Origin of the sequence: Synechococcus sp. PROS-U-1 (assembly GCF_014279755.1) — a bacterium.
In the GTDB taxonomy this organism is placed as follows: domain Bacteria; phylum Cyanobacteriota; class Cyanobacteriia; order PCC-6307; family Cyanobiaceae; genus Parasynechococcus.
Genome location: NZ_CP047951.1, coordinates 1,180,326 through 1,205,631, shown reverse-complemented (window position 1 = coordinate 1,205,631; position 25,306 = coordinate 1,180,326). Strand labels below are relative to the sequence as shown.

General features: G+C 57.0%; 21 protein-coding genes and 1 pseudogene. 5 read left to right on the top strand and 17 right to left on the bottom strand.

Features of this window, described 5'->3' with window-relative positions; genetic code table 11:
- Positions 1-4: 4 nt before the first annotated feature.
- The 6 genes from SynPROSU1_RS06555 to glpX form a co-directional block, all read right to left on the bottom strand.
- Positions 5-565, bottom strand: a complete 561-nt coding sequence (locus SynPROSU1_RS06555) for a CIA30 family protein (RefSeq protein ID WP_186572067.1) — start codon at positions 563-565, stop codon at positions 5-7.
- Complete coding sequence (gene pgl / locus SynPROSU1_RS06550; protein ID WP_186572066.1) at positions 546-1,259, bottom strand: 6-phosphogluconolactonase; 714 nt, start codon at positions 1,257-1,259, stop codon at positions 546-548. Before pgl ends, SynPROSU1_RS06555 begins: the two co-directional genes overlap by 20 nt.
- 10 nt (positions 1,260-1,269) lie before the next feature.
- Positions 1,270-2,688 (bottom strand): NADP-dependent phosphogluconate dehydrogenase, encoded by a 1,419-nt coding sequence (gene gndA, locus SynPROSU1_RS06545; protein ID WP_186572065.1) that lies wholly within the window; start codon positions 2,686-2,688, stop codon positions 1,270-1,272.
- Positions 2,689-2,826: 138 nt separating this feature from the next.
- Positions 2,827-4,122: a glucose-1-phosphate adenylyltransferase gene (locus tag SynPROSU1_RS06540; protein WP_186572064.1), complete on the bottom strand. Its 1,296-nt coding sequence runs from the start codon at positions 4,120-4,122 to the stop codon at positions 2,827-2,829.
- A 121-nt stretch (positions 4,123-4,243) separates the two neighbouring features.
- Positions 4,244-5,542 carry a glutamyl-tRNA reductase gene (locus tag SynPROSU1_RS06535; RefSeq protein ID WP_186572063.1) on the bottom strand — a complete coding sequence of 433 codons (1,299 nt, stop codon included), beginning with the start codon at positions 5,540-5,542 and terminating at the stop codon, positions 4,244-4,246.
- 31 nt (positions 5,543-5,573) lie between these two features.
- On the bottom strand, positions 5,574-6,578 hold the full coding sequence (gene glpX / locus SynPROSU1_RS06530) for a class II fructose-bisphosphatase (protein ID WP_186572062.1): 1,005 nt from the start codon (positions 6,576-6,578) through the stop codon (positions 5,574-5,576).
- A 150-nt stretch (positions 6,579-6,728) separates the two neighbouring features.
- Between glpX and rpe the strand changes: the two genes are divergently transcribed.
- From rpe to SynPROSU1_RS06510, 4 genes and pseudogenes are all read left to right on the top strand, one after another.
- Entirely contained in the window at positions 6,729-7,412 is a 684-nt protein-coding gene (gene rpe / locus SynPROSU1_RS06525) for a ribulose-phosphate 3-epimerase (protein WP_115023263.1), read from the top strand.
- A 1,184-nt stretch (positions 7,413-8,596) separates the two neighbouring features.
- Entirely contained in the window at positions 8,597-8,785 is a 189-nt protein-coding gene (locus SynPROSU1_RS06520) for a hypothetical protein (protein WP_186572061.1), read from the top strand.
- Between the two features lie 1,148 nt (positions 8,786-9,933).
- Positions 9,934-10,171, top strand: a pseudogene (locus SynPROSU1_RS06515) (AbrB family transcriptional regulator); the annotation flags it as partial.
- A gap of 80 nt (positions 10,172-10,251) precedes the next feature.
- The gene (locus tag SynPROSU1_RS06510) at positions 10,252-11,106 is read left to right on the top strand and encodes a tetratricopeptide repeat protein (protein ID WP_255444857.1); all 855 of its coding nucleotides are present in this window, start codon (positions 10,252-10,254) and stop codon (positions 11,104-11,106) included.
- Between the two features lie 656 nt (positions 11,107-11,762).
- On the opposite strand, the gene SynPROSU1_RS06505 is transcribed toward SynPROSU1_RS06510, so the two are convergent.
- The 9 genes from SynPROSU1_RS06505 to SynPROSU1_RS06465 form a co-directional block, all read right to left on the bottom strand.
- Positions 11,763-12,230, bottom strand: a complete 468-nt coding sequence (locus tag SynPROSU1_RS06505) for a hypothetical protein (RefSeq protein WP_222929907.1) — start codon at positions 12,228-12,230, stop codon at positions 11,763-11,765.
- Between the two features lie 225 nt (positions 12,231-12,455).
- On the bottom strand, positions 12,456-13,301 hold the full coding sequence (gene ccsB / locus SynPROSU1_RS06500; RefSeq protein WP_255444894.1) for a c-type cytochrome biogenesis protein CcsB: 846 nt from the start codon (positions 13,299-13,301) through the stop codon (positions 12,456-12,458).
- Positions 13,302-13,408: 107 nt separating this feature from the next.
- Positions 13,409-14,569: an LptF/LptG family permease gene (locus SynPROSU1_RS06495; protein ID WP_255444893.1), complete on the bottom strand. Its 1,161-nt coding sequence runs from the start codon at positions 14,567-14,569 to the stop codon at positions 13,409-13,411.
- Positions 14,569-15,297 (bottom strand): LPS export ABC transporter ATP-binding protein, encoded by a 729-nt coding sequence (lptB, locus tag SynPROSU1_RS06490; protein ID WP_186572058.1) that lies wholly within the window; start codon positions 15,295-15,297, stop codon positions 14,569-14,571. Before lptB ends, SynPROSU1_RS06495 begins: the two co-directional genes overlap by 1 nt.
- Positions 15,294-15,731 (bottom strand): LptA/OstA family protein, encoded by a 438-nt coding sequence (locus tag SynPROSU1_RS06485; protein ID WP_186572057.1) that lies wholly within the window; start codon positions 15,729-15,731, stop codon positions 15,294-15,296. The genes lptB and SynPROSU1_RS06485 overlap by 4 nt, the downstream gene beginning before the upstream one ends.
- Before the next feature lie 51 nt (positions 15,732-15,782).
- A complete protein-coding gene (locus SynPROSU1_RS06480; RefSeq protein ID WP_186572056.1) occupies positions 15,783-16,139 on the bottom strand; it encodes a DUF309 domain-containing protein in 357 nt (118 codons plus the stop codon).
- Positions 16,139-17,947, bottom strand: coding sequence for a translational GTPase TypA (gene typA / locus SynPROSU1_RS06475; RefSeq protein WP_186572055.1), 1,809 nt, complete (start codon positions 17,945-17,947; stop codon positions 16,139-16,141). Before typA ends, SynPROSU1_RS06480 begins: the two co-directional genes overlap by 1 nt.
- 57 nt (positions 17,948-18,004) lie before the next feature.
- Entirely contained in the window at positions 18,005-20,548 is a 2,544-nt protein-coding gene (locus tag SynPROSU1_RS06470) for a U32 family peptidase (protein WP_186572054.1), read from the bottom strand.
- Entirely contained in the window at positions 20,545-21,297 is a 753-nt protein-coding gene (locus SynPROSU1_RS06465) for a M15 family metallopeptidase (RefSeq protein ID WP_186572053.1), read from the bottom strand. The genes SynPROSU1_RS06470 and SynPROSU1_RS06465 overlap by 4 nt, the downstream gene beginning before the upstream one ends.
- Before the next feature lie 108 nt (positions 21,298-21,405).
- Here SynPROSU1_RS06465 and chlP point away from each other — a divergent pair, with 108 nt between their 5' ends.
- On the top strand, positions 21,406-22,788 hold the full coding sequence (gene chlP, locus SynPROSU1_RS06460; RefSeq protein WP_186572052.1) for a geranylgeranyl reductase: 1,383 nt from the start codon (positions 21,406-21,408) through the stop codon (positions 22,786-22,788).
- A gap of 35 nt (positions 22,789-22,823) precedes the next feature.
- Here chlP and SynPROSU1_RS06455 read toward each other — a convergent pair whose 3' ends face one another.
- Together SynPROSU1_RS06455 and glyS are read right to left on the bottom strand one after the other, a co-directional pair.
- Positions 22,824-23,099 (bottom strand): hypothetical protein, encoded by a 276-nt coding sequence (locus SynPROSU1_RS06455; protein ID WP_255444856.1) that lies wholly within the window; start codon positions 23,097-23,099, stop codon positions 22,824-22,826.
- Complete coding sequence (gene glyS, locus SynPROSU1_RS06450; RefSeq protein WP_186572051.1) at positions 23,100-25,265, bottom strand: glycine--tRNA ligase subunit beta; 2,166 nt, start codon at positions 25,263-25,265, stop codon at positions 23,100-23,102.
- Between the last annotated feature and the right edge of the window lie 41 nt (positions 25,266-25,306).

The following is a 25,306-nucleotide window of genomic DNA, read 5'->3' as shown; positions in this document are numbered from 1 at the left end:
CGGTTTAGGGCAAGGCGCGGATGGATCGAATCAGCATTCGTATGGAGCCGGGGCGGAAGCCTGGATTGAGATCGCCCGCACCGCCGAACTTGGAATGCAGTACCTGAATGCGCGTGATGCCACTGGGATCGAAGCGCAGCGGCAAACCAACTGGCTTGGCACGCACCGTGGGCCTGAGATCGGTGAAGGGCACGACCAAGCGGGTCACCCCATTTGGATCAGTTGCAGCATCAACGACCCAGCGCAGACCACCAGGAATCAACTCGGTAAGCCCCATCGCCCCATCCCGGCAACCGATGGCAATCTTCAGGGTTCGGCCCTCTCCCTCAACATCCAGCTGCAAAGCGGAGAAAGGAGACAGGTCGAGCGGGGGCTGCAGGCGGGGCGATCGACAGCTGACAAAACCGCCACCGGTTTCCACCAAATCCCCCTCGAGCAAAAGTCCCTCCGGGGAGACATGACATCCGGCGCGGGATCGGCCGCCCATGATGGTGTCATTCAAGCTGGCCCAGTCAGCGAAATCGCTGCCCTGGAAAAGAATCTGTTCAGAGGCCGGCGGCTGCATCCTGATCAGCAAGGACCAGCACATCACTAGCAGGCTGAACCAGCCGTGCGGGAGTGCGATCGGCGGACTCTGAAGGATCCAGCAGTCGCCGCAGGGCTTCCTGCTTGCCGGCCCCACTCACCAGAAAAATCACTTGTCGGGCGGCACTGAGCACAGGAGCCGTCAAGGTGATGCGATCCAACCCCTTTCCTCGACCAATGGTTGTCCAGCGATCCACCACCGCTGGAGCTTCCGTACCGGGAAAAAGGGATGCGGTGTGACCATCGTCGCCAAGCCCAAGCAACATCACATCGAACACGGGAGGAACCCCCGAGCAAAGCTGGGAAACCTGTTCAGCAAAGGCAAGCGCACTGGCCTCCGGGCTCTCAAGTTCCACCGTGGGCACCGGGTGAAAGGCAGCAGAAGATCCAGGCCCAGGGGCAAGCAGGGTGCGCCGAAGCATGCCCGCATTACTGGATTCATCTTCGGCAGCAACCCAACGCTCGTCACCGAGCACCACATCCACCCGATCCCAGGGCAGCCTCTCCTGACCAAGCAGTGAATAGGCACTGGCAGGGGTACTGCCACCAGAGAGTGCAATCTGGCAGCGATCCCGTTGATCCAGAGCAAGATCGATCTGGGCAGCGATTGTTTCGGCAGCCCGGCGGGCAAGGTCCTGAGGATCCCTCGCCCGCTCGACGCGGTAGTTCGTCATAGCTGACCGCTCAGCTGAGCCATTCGGTGTGGAACGTTCCCTCCTTGTCGACCCGTTGATAGGTGTGGGACCCGAAACAGTCGCGCATCGCCTGAACCAGGTTCTGGGGAAGGCGACCTGAGCGGTAGCTGTTGATGTAGTCGAGGGTGCTGCTGAAGCAGGGAACCGGAATGCCAGCTTCGGCAGCACCGGCAACCACCTTGGCCAGGCCGGGGAGACGGCGGTTGATCTGCTCGGCGAACCAAGGATCCACCATCAGGTTGGGCAGTTGGGGATCAGCGTCAAAGGCATCCTGAATCCGCTTGAGCAGGCGCGCGCGAATGATGCAGCCGCCTTTCCAGATCTGAGCGATGGAAGGCATATGGAGCTCATAGTCGAGATCCTGGGACGCAATGCGGAGCAGTTCCATGCCCTGGGCATAACTGGCGATGCAGCTCAGCACCGTGGCATCCATCAACGGAGACATGGCATCGTCAGGCGTCCCCAGATCAAAGTCCTTGATTGCTGGGCCCTTGAGGATGGATTCAGCCGCCATCCGTTGGGGCCTCATGGAGCTCATCACACGCGCATTGAGCGATGCATAGATGGTGGGAACCGAGGCACCCATCTGCAGTGCAGTCACCACAGTCCAGAGGCCCGTCCCCTTCTGGCCAGCCTGATCCGTGATTTTCTCGACCAGATCGGTTCCATCTTCAGGATCCTTGGTGCGCAGACACACCTCCGTGATCTCCACCAGGTAGGACGACAACTCCTCAGTGGCATTCCATTGACCGAGAACATCAGCCATCTGCACACCGGTCATTCCCTTGACCCGCTTCATCAGGTCGTAGCCCTCGGCAAGGATCTGCTCGATGCCGTACTCGATGCCGTTGTGGACCGTCTTGACCAGATGACCTGATCCACCGGGGCCGATATAGGTGACACAGGGGCCATCCTCGACCTGTGCCGCCATCTTGTTCACGAGGCTCTCGATGGCCTCATAGGAGGCTTTCGTCCCCCCGGGCATCATGCTTGGCCCCTCCAAGGCGCCTTTTGCACCACCGGAGACACCCATGCCGATGAAGCCAAAACTCTTACTTTCGAGCTGCTTCACCCGGCGTTCGGTGTCGTGATAATCAGAGTTACCACCATCAATCAGCAGATCTCCTTCTTCCAGATAGGGAGAAAGCTGATCCACCACAGCATCAACTGCAGGGCCCGCCTTCACCATCATCAAAATCCGGCGGGGGCGTTCAAGTTTGCCGACGAAGTCTTCAAGATCCGTGGCGCCCTGGATGTTCTTCTCCCTGCCGCGACCATTGAGGAAGTCTTCAGTCTTCGCATAGGTGCGGTTGTAGACAACGCTGGAGAAGCCATTGCGCTCCGCATTGAGGACGAGGTTTTCCCCCATCACGCCGAGACCGATGAGGCCGAAGTGAGACTTGGACATGGTCTGGAGGACCACTGACAACTGTGCTCAGTGTGTTGAGGCCGGACCGCTTCGACCGCAAATCACCCAAGTTATGTCAGGAATGGGCCATCAGATTTCGGGGCAGATGGCCTTCCTGACAAGGGTTCAAATCAACGATCAGATCACTGTGCCATCGGGAATGGTGGCGTTTTTCTGAACAACCACAATGCCGTTGCGGATGTAGAAGCCCCGATCCGAACGATCAGCTTCTTCGACGTTGTCCTTATTAATGATGGAAACACCGGAACCGATGCGGGTGTTCTTGTCGAGGATGGCGCGTTTCACAGTGGTGCCCTTACCCACACCAAGGGGGATACCTCCGCGCTCTTGAAGCACAGCACGCTCTTCACTCGATTCAAAGAAATCAGAGCCCATCACCAGCGTGTCCTGAAGGACGACATCACTTTCGATGCGACTGCGCACACCAAGAACACAGTGGTGGATGCTGCAGGACTTCAAAATGGAGCCCTCTCCGACGATCGAATTTGTGATTTGAGCGTCCACAAGTTTGCTGGGGGGCAAATAACGGGGACGGGTGTAGATGGGGAACTTCTCGTCGTAAAAGCTGAAGGGAGGCTTCGGTTGTTGCGTTAGCGCCAGATTCGCTTCATAGAAGGCACCGATGGTGCCGATATCTTCCCAGTAATCGTCAAACACATAACTCTGAAGATTGTCGCCCCTCGCGAGAGCCTCAGGAATGACTTCCTTGCCGAAATCCTTGTGGCCGGGATGCTTATCGAGCAAGTCAAACAGGGTTTGACGGCTGAAGACGTAAATGCCCATCGATGCCAGATAGGGCCTCTCCTTCGCGGAGTCAGCACTCAGACCGAAGCGTGAGGTGTCAACAGCCATCTCGACGAGTGAATCCCCTTTTGGCTTCTCACGGAACTCCTTGATGGTGCCGTTTTCATCCGTGCGCATCAGGCCAAAGGCTTCCGCCTGCTTGGCATCAACAGGAAGAGCGGCAACAGTGAGGTCCGCGCCTGTGCGGCGGTGATGCTCAATGAAGCGGCTGTAATCCATCCGGTAGAGCTGGTCACCGGAGAGGATCAGATATTCATCAACATCCCACTCCTGAAAGAGCCATTGGTATTTGCGTACAGCATCGGCGGTGCCCCCAAACCAAGAGGGGCTGTCCGGTGTCTGCTGGGCCGCGAGCACCTCAACGAAACCTCCACCAAAGGTATTACTGAGGTTGTAGGTCTGGCTCAGATGACGATTGAGAGACGCACTATTGAACTGCGTCATCACGTACATCTTGTTGATGTCGGAATTGATGCAGTTGCTGATCGGGATATCAATCAGACGGTATTTGCCAGCCAAAGGGACAGCCGGCTTAGCGCGCATTTTGGTGAGCGGATACAGGCGCGTACCAGCACCTCCGCCCAGAATGATGGCCAAAACCCGCTTCATGCCGTTATCCCAAATCGGCGTTGCCGCAAGAACTTACCGGAGTTTTTGGCTTCAGAACCGTCTTCGAGAAGAATCAGTAGAGATTACTGGGATTCAGTTCGCGACTGAACGGCTCAGCAGCTCAAGAGGCCCCCAAATCGAACAGTCGTTCCACGATCCGAAGCGCCTGCTGACGATCCTGCCGTGTCTGCGGAGCCCGCAGCTGAGTGACTGGCGTGTGGAGGATCTTGTTGATGATCCCCTTGCTCAAGGCCTCAACCACCTTGCGCTCTCGGGCTGAAAAATCAGGCCCCATCCTGCTAAGGGCCTTCTGCAGTTCCTCCGAGCGGATCGATTCCATCGACGAACGCAGATGGTTGATCGTCGGCACTGCCTCGAGGCTGTCCCACCATTCCAGGAACTGCTGCGCTTCCTGCTGAAGCAACTGCTCAGCCTCTCGCGCGATGGCTTGGCGAGCTTCCTGATTGCGGGCGACGACCTCCTGAAGATCATCCACATCGTGGGATTCAACCCCATCAACATCGGCCGCATCGGCAGCGATGTTGCGTGGCACCCCAATATCAATCAGGCGAAGCTTGCTGCGACGGTTCAGTGGAGCCAGCCGGGACGCATCAATGATCGGGTCATCCGCAGCGGTACTGGTAAACACCAGGGAACAAGTGCTCAGGTACTGATCCAGATCGGAGAGGGGCCTGCACTGAACAGGAAGATCAGGAAAATCTGCTGAAAGCTGTTCGGCACGCTCGACGGTGCGATTCAGCAGCACCACCCCTGAAGCACCTTTGGCCTGCAAGTGCTGCAGCAGCAGACGGCTCATGCGCCCTGCACCAACCACAGCGATCTGCTCACTTTCCAGGGTGACCAGTTGATCCAGACCGCGGGATTGACCCAGCTTGAGCTGGGCAAGCTCAACGGCCGCTGAACTGATGGAAACGGCTCCCGTTCCAAGGTTGGTCTCACTGCGGACCCGTTTGCCAGTGGTGACAGCCTGGGTTAGCAGGCGATTCAGAATCGGGCCAAGGGATTTGTGCTCCTGCCCGAGCCGCATCATTTTTTTGACCTGGGAGAGGATCTGACCTTCTCCCAACACGAGGCTGTCGAGGCCTGCTGCCACCCGCATCAGGTGGTCGACAGCGTCTTCGTGGTGAAAGCTGAACAGGTGAGGGGTCAGTTCACCGGTCTCAAGGCCGGAATGGCTGCTGAGAAAGTCGCTGACAGCAGATACGCCGAGGTCGGGGTTCCGAACCAGGGTGTAAATCTCAAGGCGATTGCAGGTGCTGAGGATCGATGCCTCGAGCACCTGCTCATTGCCGCGGAGGGATTGAAGGGACGTCTCCATGGTCTGCTCAGGAATGCTGAGCCGTTCCCGGATCTCCACCGGTGCCGTGCGATGACTGAGGCCGACGACGGAGATATGCATGAAGACGTTCCTCTCAACCAGTTAGTGACGATCAGCTCAGAGCGATGCTCTGGGCGCCGTCTTTGATGTGCACGGTGTTGGTGAAGCGGCAGGTGTTGTCCAAGTTGCTAATCACCAGGCTGCTAGTGCGGGTGCAGTCCTTTTCGAACTTAACGCCATTGAAGAGCAGACCATCAGTGATGCCGCTTCCAGCGAAACAAACATGCTCGCCACAGGCCAGCTCCTCTGCTTCGTAGACCTTGTCGGGATCGCTGATGCCCATCTCAGAGAGACGCGCCAGGTTGCCCTCTTTGGTCATGTCAGCCCATTCGGAGGTCTGAGCCACAGCCGGGTCGTACACCAGTTGACCCTGGAAGTGACCACCAAGAGCGCGCATGGCAGCGGCGGAGATGACACCTTCAGGGGCAGCACCAATGCCCATCAGGCAGTGAGTTCCGGTGCCAGCGAAACCGCAGGCGATGGCGGCTTGAACATCACCATCAGAGATGGGTTGGATGCGCGCACCGGTGGCACGGATCTCAGCGATCAGATCCTTATGACGGGCCCGATCCATTACCACGATGTTCAGCTCGTCGACGGGGAGACCCAGGCACTCGCTGAGGATCTTGATGTTTTCAGTGGCCGATTTGCGGATGTCCACCTTGCCCTTGGCAGCCGGAGGAGCAGCCAGCTTCTTCATGTAGAAGTCGGGGGCGTTGAACAGACCACCGCGATCGGAAGCGGCAAGAACAGCCATCGAGCCGCGCTGGTTGAAGGCGCAAAGGTTGGTGCCTTCGCAAGGGTCAACAGCAAAATCCACGCCAGGACCATTGCCAGTACCGACCTCTTCTCCGATGTAGAGCATGGGAGCCTCGTCGCGTTCGCCCTCACCGATGACGATGCGACCTTGCATTTGAATTTGATTCATGCGCTTGCGCATGGCATCAACAGCCAATGCATCCGCTTCATCCTTCAGACCTTTGCCGGAGAGCGTGGCGGAAGCGATGGCGGCTTGCTCGACGATCTCGAGAATTTCCTGAATGAGGGTCTGATCCACGGGACTCCGGATGGGGTGGGACGGGTTGGCGAGATCTCCTGGACGGGCAGTTTGCCGCCGCCGCAGTGGATCTCGACGTCTGAGCGCGGCTCACTGTATCAGTGGTTGCAGGAGTCCCTAAAATCACTCGGCATTTCGCGCTCCACTTCCATGAGCACCAAGCCCCTGGTGATCTCGCCGTCGATCCTTTCGGCTGACTTCGCACGCCTCGGCGAAGAGGTGAAAGCCGTGGACGAAGCAGGGGCGGATTGGATCCATGTGGATGTGATGGACGGGCGCTTTGTTCCCAACATCACCATTGGGCCCCTGATTGTTGAAGCGCTGCGTCCGGTGACCCAGAAACCCCTGGACGTTCACCTGATGATTGTTGAACCGGAGAAGTACGTCCCCGACTTCGCCAAGGCCGGTGCAGACATCATTTCGGTGCAGGTTGAGGCTTGCCCACACCTGCATCGCAACCTCGCTCAGATCAAAGACCTGGGCAAAAAAGCAGGCGCGGTGCTCAATCCCTCGACTTCCCTCGACACCCTCGAGTACTGCCTTGAGCTTTGCGATCTGGTGTTGATCATGAGTGTCAACCCCGGTTTCGGCGGCCAAAGCTTCATCGAAAGCCAGGTACAAAAAATTCGCGACCTGCGCCGCATGTGCGACGAAAAAGGTCTTGATCCCTGGATCGAAGTGGATGGTGGCATCAAGGGTGCCAATGCCTGGAAAGTGATCGAGGCAGGGGCCAACGCAATTGTTTCCGGCTCAGGGGTGTTCAACCAACCTGATTACGCTGAAGCCATCAAAGGCATCAGGAACAGCAGCAGCAAAGAAGCTGTACTTGCCTGATTTTCAATCAGTTTGCACGAATGAACGAAGCCCGGCATTGAAGCCGGGCTTTTTTGTAGGTTCTTTTGATCACGACAAGAACCAACGATGAAGACACTGGAACTAGAGACAACTGGCCACCACTTCATGACACAAGGAAATTTCTAAAGGGAGCAAAGCCTTTCCAAGAAATCGTCATCCTGATCAGAGTTCCATTGCAGCCGTGGTGCAACTCGGAATCACACTTGGGCAAATCAACAGAATTGGCCTGCTGGGTATTTTGATGTGAAAAGCACTATTGAGCCATGGCAACAGGCTGGCATCGAATTCAACGTCAATCAAGCGCACTCGAAAGCATCACAATCAATAGGGATCACTGGCGAATAACGCAACAGTGGAACCACAGCAATCGCGGCAAAGAGCATGATGCGAACGCTTTAGGCCTCGAATCACGAGAACAATCAAACGGATGGACTGATAGAACGCACAATCGTTAATCTGAAGCGGAGCCATTAGGCCACACAATTTTCACCATCATTCAGAGAGAGAAGGTCAACAGAGCACCACGCATCCGTGCAACCATGGAGCAGTTTCATGATCTTCAAAGAATTCATGGCCACGCTGCTGCAAACGCAGTGGCGATAATTGCCGCATGAATCATGAAGTCAAGCTGGTTGCAGCATTTCTCACCCTCAATGCTGGTGTGATCGCGTTAGCCATTGCTGGGTATTCCAAGGGTGGAATGAACCTTGGCGCCGTTATTCAACATTTGAGTCAATGAACCCAGCTCGATGCTGCCTACCAAGCTCGAGATGATCAGCAATACGGCTAACCCTTCAGCCATCGACTTCAGAGTCAACAGACCATTAACGAAGTAGCCGTGTCACCCCTAGCCAACAGATTCAATCGATGAAAGAGAAGAAAGGCAGTGGCCCACCACTGCCTTTCCGTTGATAACACCGTTTCGAATCAAAATTCCAGTCCCTCCCACAAGCGAACGAGCAGGATCCTTCAGCATCGAGGTGATGGACCCCAGAGAACGCAAGGGCCGTCGGCGCTTCTCAAGCACAAATGCAAATCCAATCTGTTCAGGGCGCCCGATGGCAATGGGCCGATGAGCTGATGTTTAGAACTTGAAGAAGGCTCAGAGTGGAAGCGGGCAGATCACAAGGTCACTCCCTGTCCGTCCTTCGCCTGTCGCACAGATGACCTACCAGTGGCTCAAAGCTGCACGCAGGATCGGCAAAAGCCTGGGATTACCAGGCAATACAGACCTGCCGCAAGGGCAAGAGACGGAGTATCAAGTGATTTGCGGCGTCGCTGGATGTGTCATCAAGAAGACGGCCATCCGACGTGGCTCCCTGGTCGGCACGCTTGAGTCGAAATACGGATGATGAAATGAACCCACCTGAGGGATGGTGAAAGGGTCGAAGTCGGAGGCGTCCAATGTGTGACGACGGTCCAACTCAGCAGGCACTAGAAGCTGCCTGACTGGCCTGACAAGCCAACAGCCAGACGCTTCGTTCAGCTTCAAAGAACGCCAACAAGGTTTAGGCCATCCCTCTGGCAGGGGTGGCCTTCCTTTTTGTCAGACGGTCGGAACTCGACAAGTTCACTTCCTACGATCAAATCTGCCTGAGTGGGTTAGCGGGGCTGGCCTTGAGGGCCAACCAGGCTGAAGCAAGCGGGGTGAGATTCATAAGTTGGGGGAGGCGTCGTCAGAGTTTGATCACCCGTTCCAGAGATGTGATCTGCTGAGAAGGGAAATGATGGATTGCCAGGAAAAAGTCGGACGCATCACATGCATTGAATGAACGTGAAACTTGAGCAATGTTGAACAAGTGATTGGAAAAATATTGTTCTATTTCAATCTTTAGCTCCATCTATCCGATTGATGCCACGAACAATGCTCGGCCTTATTCCTGGAAGACCCTGCAGGATCAAGCAATATTATGAGGACAGAGGAGTCAAAGCAAACAGTGATATACATCGCAGTGCTGAGCTCTGTTCTTGCGTCGCCATGGATGTCGAGATCGGAGGGAAGAATCCACCCAACGGACAGGGCGACACTCTCTAAACAGCCGATATTCATTTCGCGCATGTGGATCCGAGCCGAGCACAGTGAAGGGATTCACATTCAATGCCAGCATCTTCGTTCAACAGCTTCGGGCTCGCGTGTGGCCTCAGCTCTTGAGTGACTCCTAGGCAACTCTCCATAACGTCGGATGCCATGGCGAAATTGAGAGAACACATCAGATTTCGCCAAAGAGAGCTAGCGCACCAAGGATTTATTGATCGTGTTTGCTCTTGATTAATGCAGAGAGCACAAGGCACACCAAGATATGACCAAAAAAAGGGGCAAGGCACCACCCTTGCCCTCCAGCGCACGGTTCTCTGCGACCGTACAATTTCAATTATGTATCTCCTCGCTACAAATGCAACCGGTGCTTCGACTCATCGGTTGGTTTGTTCACGCAAAAGCAAAGGTTCTTGAGATGAGCGCATCGACATAGTGGAAAATATGTCCTAATTTGTCTAAACTTTTACCTCCAAGCTTCTTGAAGCCAAAGGTCTAACCTTCTCTACATGCGGTTCCTCATGGATCGGCAAAGGTGATCGCAAGCTGTCCTACAAAGCAGTTGTCCAAGGAAACGGCAACCTTCTGATCGGCAAGGCATACACCGCCATGCTGGAACTCAACCCCGGTGACGAATACGATCAAGTTGGGCAAGAAGCAGATCCGTTTGGTTCCTGTCGGGGGTGCTGAAGAAGAGGAGTGAGTCTCGACCTCAACTCAACCGCAGGCACTCCTTAAGGGGGAGCCTTTTTGATGCCTCACTCAGGATCCTTCTTACACTGGTTGAAGCAGAACACCAAACCAATGTCTCGCCGGACTACTGCCATTGCTGCAGCATTGTCTGTGCTTGCATTTGGGTCTCCGTTGATTACTGGTTGTACGAACCCATTGGGAATTCAGTATTTCAATCAAGGAGTAGAGAAATACAAGGCTGACAATTACCAAGGAGCAATCGAGGATTACACGAAGGCAATAGAGATCAACCCTCAGGATGCTGATTCCTACTATAATCGTGGCATTACTAAGTATGATTTAGAAGATTATCAAGGAGCAATTGCTGATTACACGAAGGCAATAGAGATTGATCCCAAACAAGCCCTTGCCTACGACAATCGTGGCGTTACCAAGGGCGCATTAAAGGATTACCAAGGTTCTATTCATGATTACACGAAGGCACTAGAAATAAACCCTAAGTCTACTAATGCCTATTACAATCGTGCGACTGCAAAGTATCACCTAGCAGATTATCAAGGAGCAATTTCTGATTACACGAAGATAATAGAGATTGATCCTAAACAAGCTCGTGCCTACAGAAATCGTGGTGAGCTGAAACTGAAGGGATTAGAAGATTATGAAGGAGCAATTTCTGATTTAAACAACGCAATAGAGATTGACCCGAAGGATTCTATTGCCTACAATCTTCGTGGCTATGCAAAGGTTAACTTAGAAGATCTTCACGGGTCTATTGATGATTGGAGCAAGGTGATAGATATTAATCCGCAGGATTCTGAGGCCTACCGCAATCGCGGCGCTTCAAAGGAATTAGCAAATGATCTTGAGGGTGCATGTCAGGATTGGAGAAAATCAGCAGATTTAGGATTTAAAAAAGCTGCTGAATGGGTGACGAATCAGTGTTAAATGAAGTTCACATCAGGCACCAATGATCCATGAGATTCAAAACCTTCCTCAAGCTCTCAGTTCTTGTCGCTTATCAGCTGTTCAGTCTTTACATTGTCTTGTTCGGAGGGATGTGGATAGGTTGGTCGTGCAAGGAGAGCTAAGACATATGCGAGGACATGTCTTTTTGGTGGTATGTCGGTAATCTTGTGACCACGATTATATTTCACACATACTTGGCATTTAGAGTTGGCAGATCTAGAAAACGATTAGGTCATTCTCCACGCACATGGGAACAACAGGAGTGATCGACTCCCCATAAAGACAAACCCCTCTGGAAGACCTCCAGGGGGGTCTTCTTATGTCCGGCAGATCCAGACATTAAAATAGGGCTCCCTAACCGGGAACCCTCCAGTAACGATGATCCCTTTTATCTAACTTCCGTTAGCAGTACAACCAAACAAATCAAACACGAAAAACTTTTGTATAACCACCCACCAAAGAACCATCCATAACCAGGAGCCCTTACTATTACTGCGATTTGAGGTCTATAGAAGCAGGTATAGAAACGGTTCCTTTGGTCTCCTCAGATATTAGGCATAGGTGTGGAAGCGGGAGGGGACCCCCAATCGGACTTATCGGCAGGCATGAAGAAAGACGCCCCCTGTGGTCAGCGCCTAAGCAAAGGCATGAAAGTCCCCATTTATACTGATGTAAGTCGATAACTGACCTGGTGCCACTCCAGGTAAGTCGTCTAGTTGGTTTGCAACCTGTTGGATGTTCCCAGGTGCAATGACTGTTGTTGCAACGTCACCCCAGGTTGCTCTGAGGAACCGCTTTGCGTTGCTGGTATCTACCTGGATGTAGAGGGTATCAGAAGTGTTCTCACCACTTGTCAAGTTACTGACCTGGGTATTCCTAGCGTTGACATTGACCAGCACGGAATCCCTTCCAATTGCGAAATACTCAACCTTGTTAATCTTGGCTTGACGGTCGAGATTGGAAGTGACAAGCGTCGTTTGACCGTCGATGGGGTCTTGAACCAAGTACTGGATTCGCCTCCGAGTGTGATCCTCGTTAAGGATGTCAAGATTGTTCTTCGCGATCCATTTCTTGGTGAATCGCATGGACTGAACAAAAGACATGCCCATTGATTTGTGGATATGCCAATCCTCATTGCCTCTCGTCCGCTGTACATCACTAATAGGAGAGAGTCTGGTGAGAGTTCTATGAAAGCGTCACTTCTCGCAGCAACCACAATTGCCCATGAAGTACCCCATGGTCTAAATGGAGCATGGGCATACGGTGTTGCCACCGCTAGGTCGAAGTCAAGGGATATAGAAACCGGTTAATCCAGTCATACCAAGCGACTAGAAGAACCACCCATAACTGTGCAAGCCGATGCCCAGCAGGTTGACGCCGATGTAACAAACAGCGATCACCACAAGCCCAACAACGGCAACAAGCGCAGGGCGACGTCCCTGCCAGCCGCGACTCAGGCGGGTGTGCAGATAGGCCGCGTAAACCAACCAGCAGATCAAAGCCCAGGTTTCCTTGGGATCCCAACTCCAGTAACTTCCCCAGGCTTCATTGGCCCAAACCGCACCACTCACGATGCCGACGGTGAGCATCAGAAAACCAACCGTGATCGTGCGATAGCTCAGGCTGTCGATTTGTTCCGTGGTGCTCAGCTGCACCGATTGCAGGGCAACAGAACCACCATTCGTTACAGAGGCAGCCTGCCGAAATCCACCACTGCCGATGGAACTGCTGCGCAGCTCCAGAGCCTGGCCGCGATCCGTAACCAACACCGCCAGTGAGAGAAGAGATCCCACAAGCAAGGCCGCATAACTGACCATGATCACGCTCACGTGCATCACCAGCCAGCTGGAACGCAGAGCAGGCACCAAGGGAGCCGCAGACTGCAACTGGTCTGGCAAAGCAAAGCTGGCGAAGGCGATACAACCGAGCCCCATCGGTGTAGCCGCTGCCGCCACGATCGGTGAAGGCCAGGCCCGCTCCACCAACAGCTGGGTAAGCGTGCAGGCCCAGGCCAAGAAGCAGAGCGATTCGTAGAGATTGCTGATCGGGAAGTGCCCGGATTGCCACCAGCGCAGGACCAACTGTGCGGTGAACAGCAGGTTGGCGACGGCAACCAACAGGCGCACCAATCCTCCACGGGACTGGCTCGACACTGCCCAGAAGGCCAGAGGCATGGCCACTAGCAGCAACACAAAGCCAGCAAAACCGAGGCTGGTGACCAGCTCAAAAGGCGTGTTCAACCCAGCATTTCACAAAGACATGGCGATTCTGCCTTGGAAGATCAGCGACTGGCCTGTTTCAGCAACAGACCACCCGCCCCCAAAAACAACACCACAGGCAGCCATGCCGCCATCACAGGAGGCAGTGTGCCCTTGACCCCCAGCGAACTGAAGCTGAAGCCGATCACGTAGTAGACAGCGATGATCCCAAGGGTCAGCACAAACGAGAAGCTTCTGCTGCTTCGGTAACTGGGCTGCGCGCCGAGGGTGGCTCCAAACAGACCAAACACCAGGCAGGCCATCGGAACCGTGAATTTCTCCTGGATCCGCACACGGATCTTGCGGGCTTCCTTGATGCTGCCGGCTTCCTCATAGAGCTGCTGAGCCTGCAAAGCCTCGCCAACGGTCATGTTGACGGCATCCTTCTCAATCCCCGCTAGGCGCACCGGACCTGAGCCAAGGGGATAAACGTAACGATCGAAATCGGCCTTCGTTGAGCTGCCATTGGCGGCCAAGGTGAGAATTTGGCCGTCCAAAAAGTCCCAGCTGGCTTGAGCTTCATTCCAGATAGCCCGATCGGCCCGCAACATCTGGGTGAAACCTGATCGGGTGAAATCCAGGACAGTCACATCCACCATTTCACCGTCCTGGAACTTCCTCGAATAGAAGAGTTGATTCAGGCCCTTCCCATCCTCTTCACCTTCAGAATCGAAGCGGGTCCCGAATCGGGGATAAATAATGTCGCGTCCTGTCTCACTGGCGAGGGATCGACCCAGAGCCCGCTTCAGGGTGACCTCTGCATAGCGTTGCGTACGAGGCACCACCACGTCGTTGAGAACGAACGTGAACAGCGTCATCACCATCGAGAGGGCGAGGGCCGCACTGATCATTCGCACCGTGGTGATGCCAAGGCTGCGCAGGGCGGTGAGTTCACTGTTCGCTGAAAGGCGGGTGAACACAAACAGCGACGCCATCAGGGTTCCGATCGGAACAGAGAAGGCCAGCCAACGCGGAATGCTGAACAACAGAACCTGAACGGCGATCGTGATCGGCAGGTTCTTGTCGACCATCTGCCGCACCAGCTCAAACATGACGCCGCCCGTAAGCAGCAGCAATGTGAACAGGGCAATAAAGAACAGCAGCGGACCCAGAAGCTCCTTCAGCAACCAGCGATCCAGGAGATCCAGCCGCATCCAGGTGGCCCGTTTCAGACGATCCAAAATCACAGCTGGAATCCCTCCCCGAGGTAGTAACGACGTACCTGGGGATCAGCCGCGACCTCATCGGAGCATCCGGCAGCCAACACCGCACCATCGTTGAGGATGTAAGCGCGATCTGTGGTGGCCAACGTTTCGCGCACGTTGTGATCGGTAATCAGGATGCCCATTCCCCGTGAACGAAGGCCCTCAATCAACAACTGAAGATCCGCCACCGCCAGGGGATCGACGCCGGCAAAGGGTTCATCCAAAAGCAGATATGTCGGACCATTCGCACCAGAAGCAAGCGCCCGGGCCACCTCACAACGGCGACGTTCACCCCCGGAGAGTTGGAAGCCACGGCGGTTCATGAACGCGGTGAGGTGAAAGTCTTCAATCAGCTGCTGGCGCCGATCCCGGCGTTGTTCCGCACTGAGATCGGTTTGTTCAAGGGCGATGTCCAGATTTTCACGCACCGTGAGATGGCGAAAAACACTGGCCTCCTGCGGGAGATACCCCACACCAAGACGGGCCCTCTCCGGCATGGGAAGGTCGGTGACCCGCTGTCCGTTAACGATGACGTCGCCCTGATCAGGCGAAAGTAGACCGATCACCAGATTGAAGGTGGTGGTTTTACCGGCTCCATTCGGTCCGAGCAGCCCCACGACCTCGCCTGGGGAGAGCTCCAGATCCAAGCCCTTCACCAGCTGACGCCCACCCAGCGTGATGGAAACATTCGATAGTTCCAGGGTCATGGGACCACCGGGGTTGTCTCTGGAGCTTCATCCAGCACTGGCTGGCTGGGTTGAAGCGACCATTGACTGAACACCTGCTGGCCGGGGAGGGGACGGGCGATGGCCCGTCCATCCTCCAGCAGATAGGTAAAGCGATCAGCACGGAGCAGGTTGCCGTCGGCCTGGATCACATCCACATCACCACTCAGCACAATCCGATCTTCTTCCGTGAAGTACTGGGCCTGACGACTCGTGGCCACCAGGCCGCGATCGGCATGCACCAAGCGAACATTGCCGCTGGCGGTGATCACACCCGTGTTGTTATCGGCGGATTGAAGATCAGATTCGATCGTGATCACACCTGCTTCGGCAGCTTGCTGGGCCTGTGCAGGGAACAGTGAGCAAAATGCGGCCAGAAGAGGCAGAAACAGAAGAAGGCCCCCTGAACGGAGCATCGCCTTGGCTGCCACGCAATCAATCCACAGTTCGTTGAGATTACCGGCGCTTCAGCGCTGCAACTGCAGAACAGGGACAGTGCATGACTCGGGATCCCCATCCTGCTGAAGCGCTTCAAGACGTTGTCGCGTCGCACGGCACAACGCCTCAAGGTTCAGGCCCAGGTCAGGCGTTCCCGGTCGTTTCAGACGACCTAGGGCTTCACCGAAAAGGATGGTTGCGCCGCGCCGGTTGCCTCGCTGCAGATGCAACTGCGCCACAGCGACCTGCAGGATCCCCTGCAGGCTGCGCCGCTCCGGGTCAGCCGTTTCATGCCAGAGCTCCTCAAACAGATCGTGGGCGGCATACCACTCACCGGCATTGAAGAGCTCGATGCCCTGCTGAAAGCGGGGATCCGACTGGGGCATCAGCGCTTGGCCTTCGCAGGCTTCTTGCCGGGAAGCTTGCGCAGACGAATCGATTCAGGTGTCACTTCGAGCATCTCATCGGGTCCGATGTATTCCAGAGCCCGTTCCAGGGTCATCTGAACCGGCGCTTGCAGCGTGTCCAGTTCCTCAGCACCGGCAGAGCGCATGTTGGTGAGCTGCTTGGTCTTGCAGACGTTGATCTCAAGATCCTGAGGTCGGTTGTATTCACCGATGATCATTCCCTTGTAGACCTTTGTGCCGGGGCTGATGAAGAACTGGCCACGATCCTCGGCGTTCTTCAAGGCATAGAAGGTGGCTGTGCCCTCTTCAAAAGCAATCAAAACACCGTTCCGACGGGTGTCGAATTCACCCATCATCGGGCGGTATTCGTAGAAGGAATGGCTCATGATTCCTTCGCCACGGGTGGCCCGAATGAATTCACCACGGAAACCAATCAGACCACGGGAGGGAACGATGAATTCCAGCTGGGTGCGGCCATCGGCGCTGGTTTCCATGTTCTGCATTTCGCCCTTGCGGGTGCCCAGTTTTTCGATGCAGCTTCCAACCGCGGGTTCAGGAACATCCATCACCAGGGTTTCCACCGGCTCACAGGGGGTGCCATCGATGGTGCGGTAAATCACCTGAGGCTGAGACACCTGGAACTCATAGCCCTCACGACGCATGGTCTCGATCAGGATGCCGAGGTGGAGCTCGCCGCGACCACTCACGGAGAAACGGTCCGGTGAATCGGTGTCTTCGACACGCAGGGCCACATTGGTGAGCAACTCACGCTGCAAGCGGTCACGCACCTGACGGCTGGTGACGAACTTGCCTTCCTTGCCTGCAAACGGGGAATCGTTGACGACGAAGGTCATCTGCAAGGTGGGCTCATCCACCTTGATCAGCGGCAGAGCCGTGGGTTCATCCGGGCAGGCGATCGTTTCGCCGATATTGACGTCGTCAAAACCAGCCACGGCCACCAGGTCTCCGGCGGAGGCCTCTTCAATCTCGACACGCTGGAGGCCTTCGAAGCCCAGCAGCTTGCTGATACGGCCCTTCTTCACGGAGCCGTCGTCCTTGATCAGAGCAGCGCTCTGACCTTGTTTGATTTTTCCGTTGTGAACCCGACCAATGATGATCCGGCCGAGAAAGTCGGAATAATCAAGCGTGGTGATTTGCAGCTGGAGAGGCTTCTCGGGGTCACCAACCGGAGGCGGAACGTGGCGCAGGATGGCGTCGAACAGCGGGCGCATGTTGTCGCTGTCGGTCTTCATGTCCGGCTTCGCGAAGCCTCCGAGACCACTGCCGAACAAATAGGGGAAATCGCATTGATCGTCGTCAGCGCCCAGTTCGATGAACAGATCGAGCACCTTGTCGACGGCGGTCTCTGGATCCACCCGTGCACGGTCGATCTTGTTGACGAACACAATCGGACGAAGCCCTTGCTCGAGGGCCTTCTTCAGCACAAAGCGGGTCTGGGGCATGGGCCCCTCGTTGGCGTCGACGATCAACAGACAACCGTCCACCATCCCAAGCACCCGCTCCACCTCGCCGCCGAAGTCAGCGTGGCCTGGGGTGTCAACGATGTTGATCCGGGTCTCGTTGTAGGTGACCGCGGTGTTTTTCGACAGGATCGTGATACCTCGCTCACGCTCCAGATCGTTGGAGTCCATCACACAGGTGGGCACCGCTTCGTTGTCGCGGAAAATCCCTGACTGCGCCAACAGCGAGTCGACCAGAGTCGTCTTGCCGTGGTCAACGTGGGCGATGATCGCGATGTTGCGGATCGCCTTGCTGTTGGCGCTCATGCGGGCTAACCGTAAGAAATTGTGAAGAACGCCAAAGGCGCAGTGCGACAGGTTATCTCAACGTGAGATTCGACTGGTGCGCTCAGGACCCTTGATCCGCAGGCTGCCGCGGGTGACGCCGAGCTGATGGTGGATCCGCTCCTGGGACCAGACGTCCTGGGTGGCCATCCGACCCGCCAGGGCCTCGGCGTAGAGGCCTACACGTCGGCGCGTGGCATTGGCATCCTCGTCGAGAAGCTCAAGCCGAATCCTGCGCACACCTGCCCGCAGCAGAGACGGCAGCGCCTCCACGCCGGATTGCGCCGTGCCATTGAAAAGCGTGTTGCGACAGCCCAGATCGGCACGGAGGGGATGTTCCACTCCGCTGCGATCCTTCAGGGTCACGTGGTGGGTCTCACAGGGACGACCGCAGTCGGTGTGGTCCTTTCCGTCGGACAGAAACGCACAGAACAGGCAATGCTCCATGTGAAACAGGGGCATGTGCTGATGCAAGGTGACCTCCAGCAGAGCTGGATCAACAGCAGCCGCTAGATCCAAAAGTTGCTGAAGGTTGAGGTCGTAACTGGCTGTGAGCCGCTGCAGCTTCCAGTGGTCTCGGTACCAATGAAAACTCAGGGGATTGGCGGTATTCAGGGAAAAATCGCCAATGCAGGGGGCCAGGGGGGTCAACACCTCCAGTTGATCGGCATTCCGCACCAAAAACCCGTCAGGCCGTGCGCGAACCAGAGGCTCAAGGCTCCAGCGTTCGTCGGGCCGTGTGATCCGTGCACCGGCCAACCAGAGCCCATCCGGCCAGCAGCCTCGCCCCATCGCCACCGCTTCCCGCAGCTCGCGGGGCTGTTCAAGGTCCGCAACCACCGATTGAACCGGCAGACCCTCATCAGAGAGATTCACCAGTGTCTGCAACTGCTCAAGACTGCGCACCAGAACAACCAGACCCGGAGCCGTTTCGCTGTGCGGGTCGGGAGGTTGGGGGCACATTCGGGCCAGCAGCTCTTGGGCATCCGCCCGTTCGAAAGCAGCTGGTACGAGGCCAGACTCTGTTGTGGTGTCCAGCGAAGCCTCCAAGAGCTCAAGCAAGGCCCTGCGCATGCGGTTCAGCTCCGCCACAGGCAGAAAAAGATCTCCCTGCAACTGAATCTCCAGACGCTGAAGCGACCATCCGGTTCCCCCAAGCCGTCCCAGTTGCTCCTGGAGGCGTCCACGGTCGAGAGGGCGCTGGGCAGCTGTCTGCAACGGCATGGTGCTGGTGAGCTTCAGATCCACGCCCTGCGGCGCCAGCACGTGCAGCTGCAGCGGTGCATCCAACCGACCGGACACCCGCAGCGCCAGATCCCGGGGCCGCGCCTCGACGGTTCGGCGGGCAGCACGCTGCCAACGGGACTGCCAATCGGGATCACTGGTGAGCCAGACAGAAGCTCCCGAGCTCAAACCAGCCACATCCACGCGATCCGGACCCAGCCGCAGCTTCCAACGCTCGGCACCCATCCGTTCACACACCATGATCCGGCCACCGATTTCCCGTGGTGGCTGCAGAGGATCGGACGAGAGCTCTTCCAGCACCAGGCCCTGACCGGGATGCAGCTGCTCTCGGCTGCGCAGATGCAACCAACCACCCCGCTCAACCCGCAACAGCTGCCCCAGCAGTGGTCCCCGCTTTTTGCTCCAGCGGCCATGCACCAGGCGGCGATGGTTGACCCCCTCCAGCCATCCGGTGGACAAACCACGCGAGAAGGCCAGCTCGAGCTGCCGCTGAATCTGCGGCTGAACCTGCGACGACGAAGCGGGAGTCTGATCTAGGCGTTGTCGATAGGCGTCGGTGACCGCAGCCACATAGGCCGCGTCCTTGAGACGACCCTCAATTTTCAAGCTGGCCACGCCGATCCGCTGCAACTCCGGCAGCAGCTCCCAGGCCGCAAGATCCTGGGGAGAGAGCAGATAACGCTGATCCTCAAGAGCGTGAGGTTCACCATCGACCACCATTTCGTAAGGGAGGCGACAGGCCTGGGCACATTCACCTCGATTTGCACTGCGTTGGCCGAGGGATTCACTGGTCAAACACTGGCCGGAATAGGCGACGCAAAGAGCTCCATGAACGAAAACCTCCAACGGCATCACAAGGTTCCGCTGACCCAGTTGCTTCGTCAGACGCTCAAGGTCGTGGAGGGCCAGCTCACGCGCCAGCACCACCCGCTGACAACCAAGCGCCGCAGCCTGGGCAACGCCGGCTGCACTCGTGATCGACATCTGGGTGGAGCCATGCACACAGAGATGGGGCACCAGCCGCTGGGCTAAACGACAGAGCCCCACGTCCTGGACGATGACCGCATCCACACCCGCCTCGTCTGCAGCGATCAGCAACTGCGCGGCCGCTTCCAGTTCATCGCTAAAGACCAACACGTTGAAGGTGAGGAAACCCTTCACATCGCGCTGATGCAACCACTGGACGACCTCAGGCAGATCATTGAGCCTGAAATTTTCCGCCCGCTGCCGCGCGTTAAAGGCATCAACGCCGAAGTACACCGCATCGGCACCGGAGGCGACGGCCGCCCGCATCGAAGCCCAGTCACCGGCGGGAGACAGCAGCTCAGGGACGTTCAAGGATCGCGCCTGGAAAACCGACGGGCCGCCTCGAAGAGGCGCAGTGCATCTGCATTTCCCTCATAGCGCCAGTGCCAGGGTTCGTACATCACACCCTGCTGGTTTCCCTCCGGAAAAGACAGAACAAAGTGATAACGAGCGGCATGGTCTTGCAGCCAGCGAAAGGCGTCGGTGTCTTGAAAGCTCTGGGAGAGGTTGGTTTCAGGAGCGCGGCCATCGCCAAGATCAACGGCATAGCCAGTGCTGTGTTCGGAATAGCCCGGTGGAGCCGACACTTGGGCGCGTTCCTCAGCTGTCTGGTTCCGTTCCGAAGCCACATCGAAGAAAATGGATTCCTGAAGGTCCAGGGAGCGAAACCCGCTGAGCAATCGGAGATCAACACCATCAGCCGAGGCGGATCGCATCATCGTGTCGAGAGCATCGGCTGCCTCCAGATTCAGCTCAATTCCCGGTTGGAACACGATGAGTTGATCGGCTTGCGCTTCGCTGTAGGGGAAGTGACCCAGAAGCCGGCCATCCGCATCAGGACGTTCACGAAAGCCTGAAATCTCCAATGTCTGCGTGGGTTGGCGACGCGAGAACAGGGTGGGAGCAACCAGCAACACCACAAGGGTTCCAGCGCAGACAAGAACAAGTCCGAACAGCAGACCAGCAGTGCCATTTCCCTTCCGTTGCCGCGGCGGTCGTGTCCGACGGGCGACCGGAATATCCTCCCGCTCGGTGCGTCGCGCAGAGGAGGCCCGAGCCAAGGCGCTGATGCGTGTTGTTTCGATCGTAAAGGCAGTGGCCAGTTCGACCCACAATGGTTGTTGTGACAGTGATAGCTTCAAAAAACAATCCAGCGGAGACGGGCTGAGATGTTGCGAGTTGCGGTGATCGGCGGTGGCCCCAGTGGCTCCTGTGCTGCGGAGATCCTTGCCAAGGCAGGAATTCAGACTTGGCTGTTCGAGCGCAAACTCGATAACGCCAAACCCTGCGGTGGGGCTATACCGCTCTGCATGGTCGAAGAATTCGACCTGCCAGACGAGATTATTGACCGCAAGGTTCGCAACATGAAGATGATCTCCCCTTCCAACAGGGAGGTGGACATCAAGCTCGATCCCCTCGGCTACGACGAGAACGCCTACATCGGCATGTGCCGTCGCGAGGTCTTCGACGCCTTCCTTCGCAACAGAGCTGCTGATCTGGGCACCACCCTGATTAATGGTCTTGTTCAGAAAATCGACACCGGCACCAACCGTCAGGGGCCCTACACCATCCATTACGCCGATTACAGCGGTGGTGGCCCCACCGGCGAGCAGAAGACCCTCGCGGTTGATCTGATCATTGGTGCCGATGGCGCCAATTCCCGGGTGGCGAAAGCCATGGATGCCGGTGATTACAACGTTGCCATCGCCTTCCAGGAGCGGATCAAGCTCCCCGCCGAAGAGATGACCTACTACGAGGATCTCGCGGAGATGTATGTCGGGACCGATGTGTCCCCTGATTTCTATGCCTGGGTGTTTCCCAAATACGACCATGTGGCCGTAGGCACCGGAACCATGCAGCAGAACCAAAGCCTGATCAAGGGTCTGCAAAAGGGCATCCGCGAGCGGGCCAACAAGCGTCTGTTCCAGGGAGAGGTGATCAAGGTGGAAGCCCACCCCATTCCTGAGCATCCCCGCCCGCGACGGGTTGTAGGCCGCATGGCCCTGGTGGGCGACGCAGCGGGCTACGTCACCAAGAGTTCAGGGGAAGGGATTTATTTCGCTGCCAAGAGCGGCCGGATGTGTGCCGAGGCGATCGTGGAAATCTCCAACAGCGGTGCATCCATCCCAACGGAAAAGCAGATCAAGTCGACCTACATCAAGCGCTGGGACCGCAAGTACGGCGCCACCTACGCGGTGCTCGACATCCTGCAGCGGATCTTCTACCGCAACGATGCCGCCCGGGAAGCCTTCGTCGAGATGTGCGACGACAAGGACGTACAAAAGCTGACCTTCGATAGCTATTTGTACAAACGGGTGGTGATGATGAACCCCTGGCAGCAGATCAAGCTCACCCTTCGCACCCTGGGCAGCCTGATTCGCGGAGAGGCCCTGGCTCCGTCCAAATACGACCCTGTGCCTTCTGCCGTTGGTCGTTCGGACGGTGATTTCCTCGCCGAGGAAGCTGCACAGCAGATCAAGGCTCAAGCCACCGATCCGAAAGGATCCAATTCGAAGGAGACCGAGTCGAAGGAAAAGGCCGGCGTCTCCTGAAGGAGGCCGGCCCAAAACAACCTTGATGCCGTGGGTTAGTTGCGCGATTCGATCGCTTTGCCCGCGGCGTCCTTGATCCGCTCAATCCCCTGCTCGATGTTCTTGGCCGGGGAGGTTTCCTTTTTGGTGGTCGACCAAACGTTGACGGCGTAGATGGCTGCGGCCGCGATGATGACGGCCGCGATGACGGTGCCCAGGCCGTTGCCTCCCTGGCGAATCACGACAGGCTGCTGGGTGGTGTTGGTCTCTTGATCAGGCATTCCAAAGGAATGGACTAGCTCCTGCTTAGCCGCTGGGGCTGGAGCTGCCATTCATTTGGATTGAATCGATTCAAATTCAGCCAACACCGAAGCCTGATTCCGCAGAACGGCCAACAGATTGAGGCGATTGAGCCGCAAGTCGGGGTTTTCGACCATCACCATCACACTGGTGTCACCGTCAAAGAAGGCCTGAAGAGCCGGGGTTGCCGCGACAAGCGCATCGGCGAGGGATTGATACGACCGCTGCTGAGCCAGTGGCTGCAGCTGCTCCAGAGCTGCGAACAGATCCTTCTCACTGGCTGACTCGAATCGATCGGGCTGAACCACATCGCCGGCCACAAGCTGATCCCGCGCCAGATCACCTTTTTCAGCAAGCTTGGCTGCCCGTTGCACCACCGCCTGGACGGCATCCAGCTGACCGCTGTCCCGAAGGTCACGCAACAGCTGAATCCGTTGTTTCACATCCAGGGGATCACTGAGCAGACGCTGGCTGGAGACGGCATCACCAGCAACAGCCTGCACCAGATCGGGAGCAAAGCCGTCGTCTTCCAGTTGAGACACGATCCGCTGCCGCATCAGCTGACAGAGGTCGTTGTGCAATTGGCTGGAGTCCACCCCAAAGGCAGGGAACAGGGCAGCCCACTCCGCCACGGCATTGTTCAGGAAAGCCATGAGGTCAAGGCGCCAAGCCATGCCCCAGAGAATCTGCACAACACCATTGCCAGCCCGCCGAAGGGCATAGGGGTCGGAGGATCCTGTCGGCCGCTCTCCCTTGGCAAAGATGCTGAGCAGCAGCTCGAGCCGTTCCGCCAAGGCCACAACTGCTCCCGCGAGGGTTGCGGGCAGGGCATCACCGGCTCCCCGGGGCAGATAGTGCTCCACCACAGCGAGAGCGACATCGCGGGGCTCTCCCTCCTCCAGAAGGTATTTGCCCCCCATCAGGCCCTGAAGTTCAGGGAACTCGCCCACCATCTGGCTGACCAGATCGTTCTTGCAGAAATGAGCGGCACGCTGGGCCGCATCCGCCACGCTCGGATCAAGACCGAGTTGCTTCAACAGCAGCCCCGTCAGCCGCTCGATCCGCTCGGAGCGGTCGAGAAGACTGCCCAGCCCTTCAGCGAAGGTGACTCGATCAAGGGCTTCACGCCGAGATGCGCTGGACTGACGTCGGTCAACGTCCAGGAAAAATTCGGCATCCGCCAGGCGCGCTCCAAGCACGCGTTCATTGCCACGAACGATTAGCGAAGACGCCGGGGCCAGGCCATTGCCCACCAAAAGGAACTGGGGCCGAAGCACAGCCTCAGCAGTGAGTCGGAGCGGGTCAGCCTCCAGGCCAGGCACCTGCAGTGGCACATAACGCTGATGGGCCTGCATGACGGTGCTGATCACCTCCGGGGGAAGCTGCAGGAAGCGCTCAGCAATGGTCCCCTCAAGGATCCTGGGATCCTCGACAAGGTCCACCAGTTCCTCGAATAGAGACTCCGGACAGTCGGGTGTTCCGTTGGCGGCCTTCGCCGACTGGTCAAGGCTGGTACGAATCCGTTTGGCCCGCTCCGCACGATCGACAACAACGCCTGCGGCGGCGAGGGTCTCACCGAACTCATCCGCCGTTGTGATGGAGAGCGGCTGGTCACCATGGAGCCGGTGCGCACGGCTGTACCGATCGCTGCGAACCTTGGGGTCCGCACCATCCAGCTCCACGGGAATGACCTCGGCCCCCTTGAGGGCAAGCAACCAACGGATGGGACGACTGAAGCGCTGCGCCCCAGTCCCCCAGCGCATGAACCGCCGCCCCTGAAGGGCATCGATCCACTGGGGGATCAGACCCTGGAGCAGATCAGCACTGGCTTGGCCAGGGGTCAACACCGTTGCGAAGACGCAGGGGCCCTTTGGGGTCTCTCGCTGCTCCAGCGCTGAGGGATCAACACCGCAACGCTTGGCGAAGCCAATCGCCGCAGGCCCGGGGAGGCCGTCCTTGAAAGCCTGGGCCACGGGGGGGCCTTTGCGGTCTTCCTGAAGGTCGGGTTGCTGGTCTTCCAGATCAGCAACGGAGACCACCAGGCGCCGAGGGGTGCCGAACACCGACACCACCCCATGGCCGAGCCTTGCCTCAAGCAAATCGCGACTCACACGCTGCTCAAGCTGGTCAAGCGCTTGCTTGACGAAATCGGCGGGAAGCTCCTCGGTACCGATTTCCAGAAGAAAGGTTGCCGTCACGCCAAGGTCAGAGCCGAAAGCGACTGTATTGGAAGCCGTTT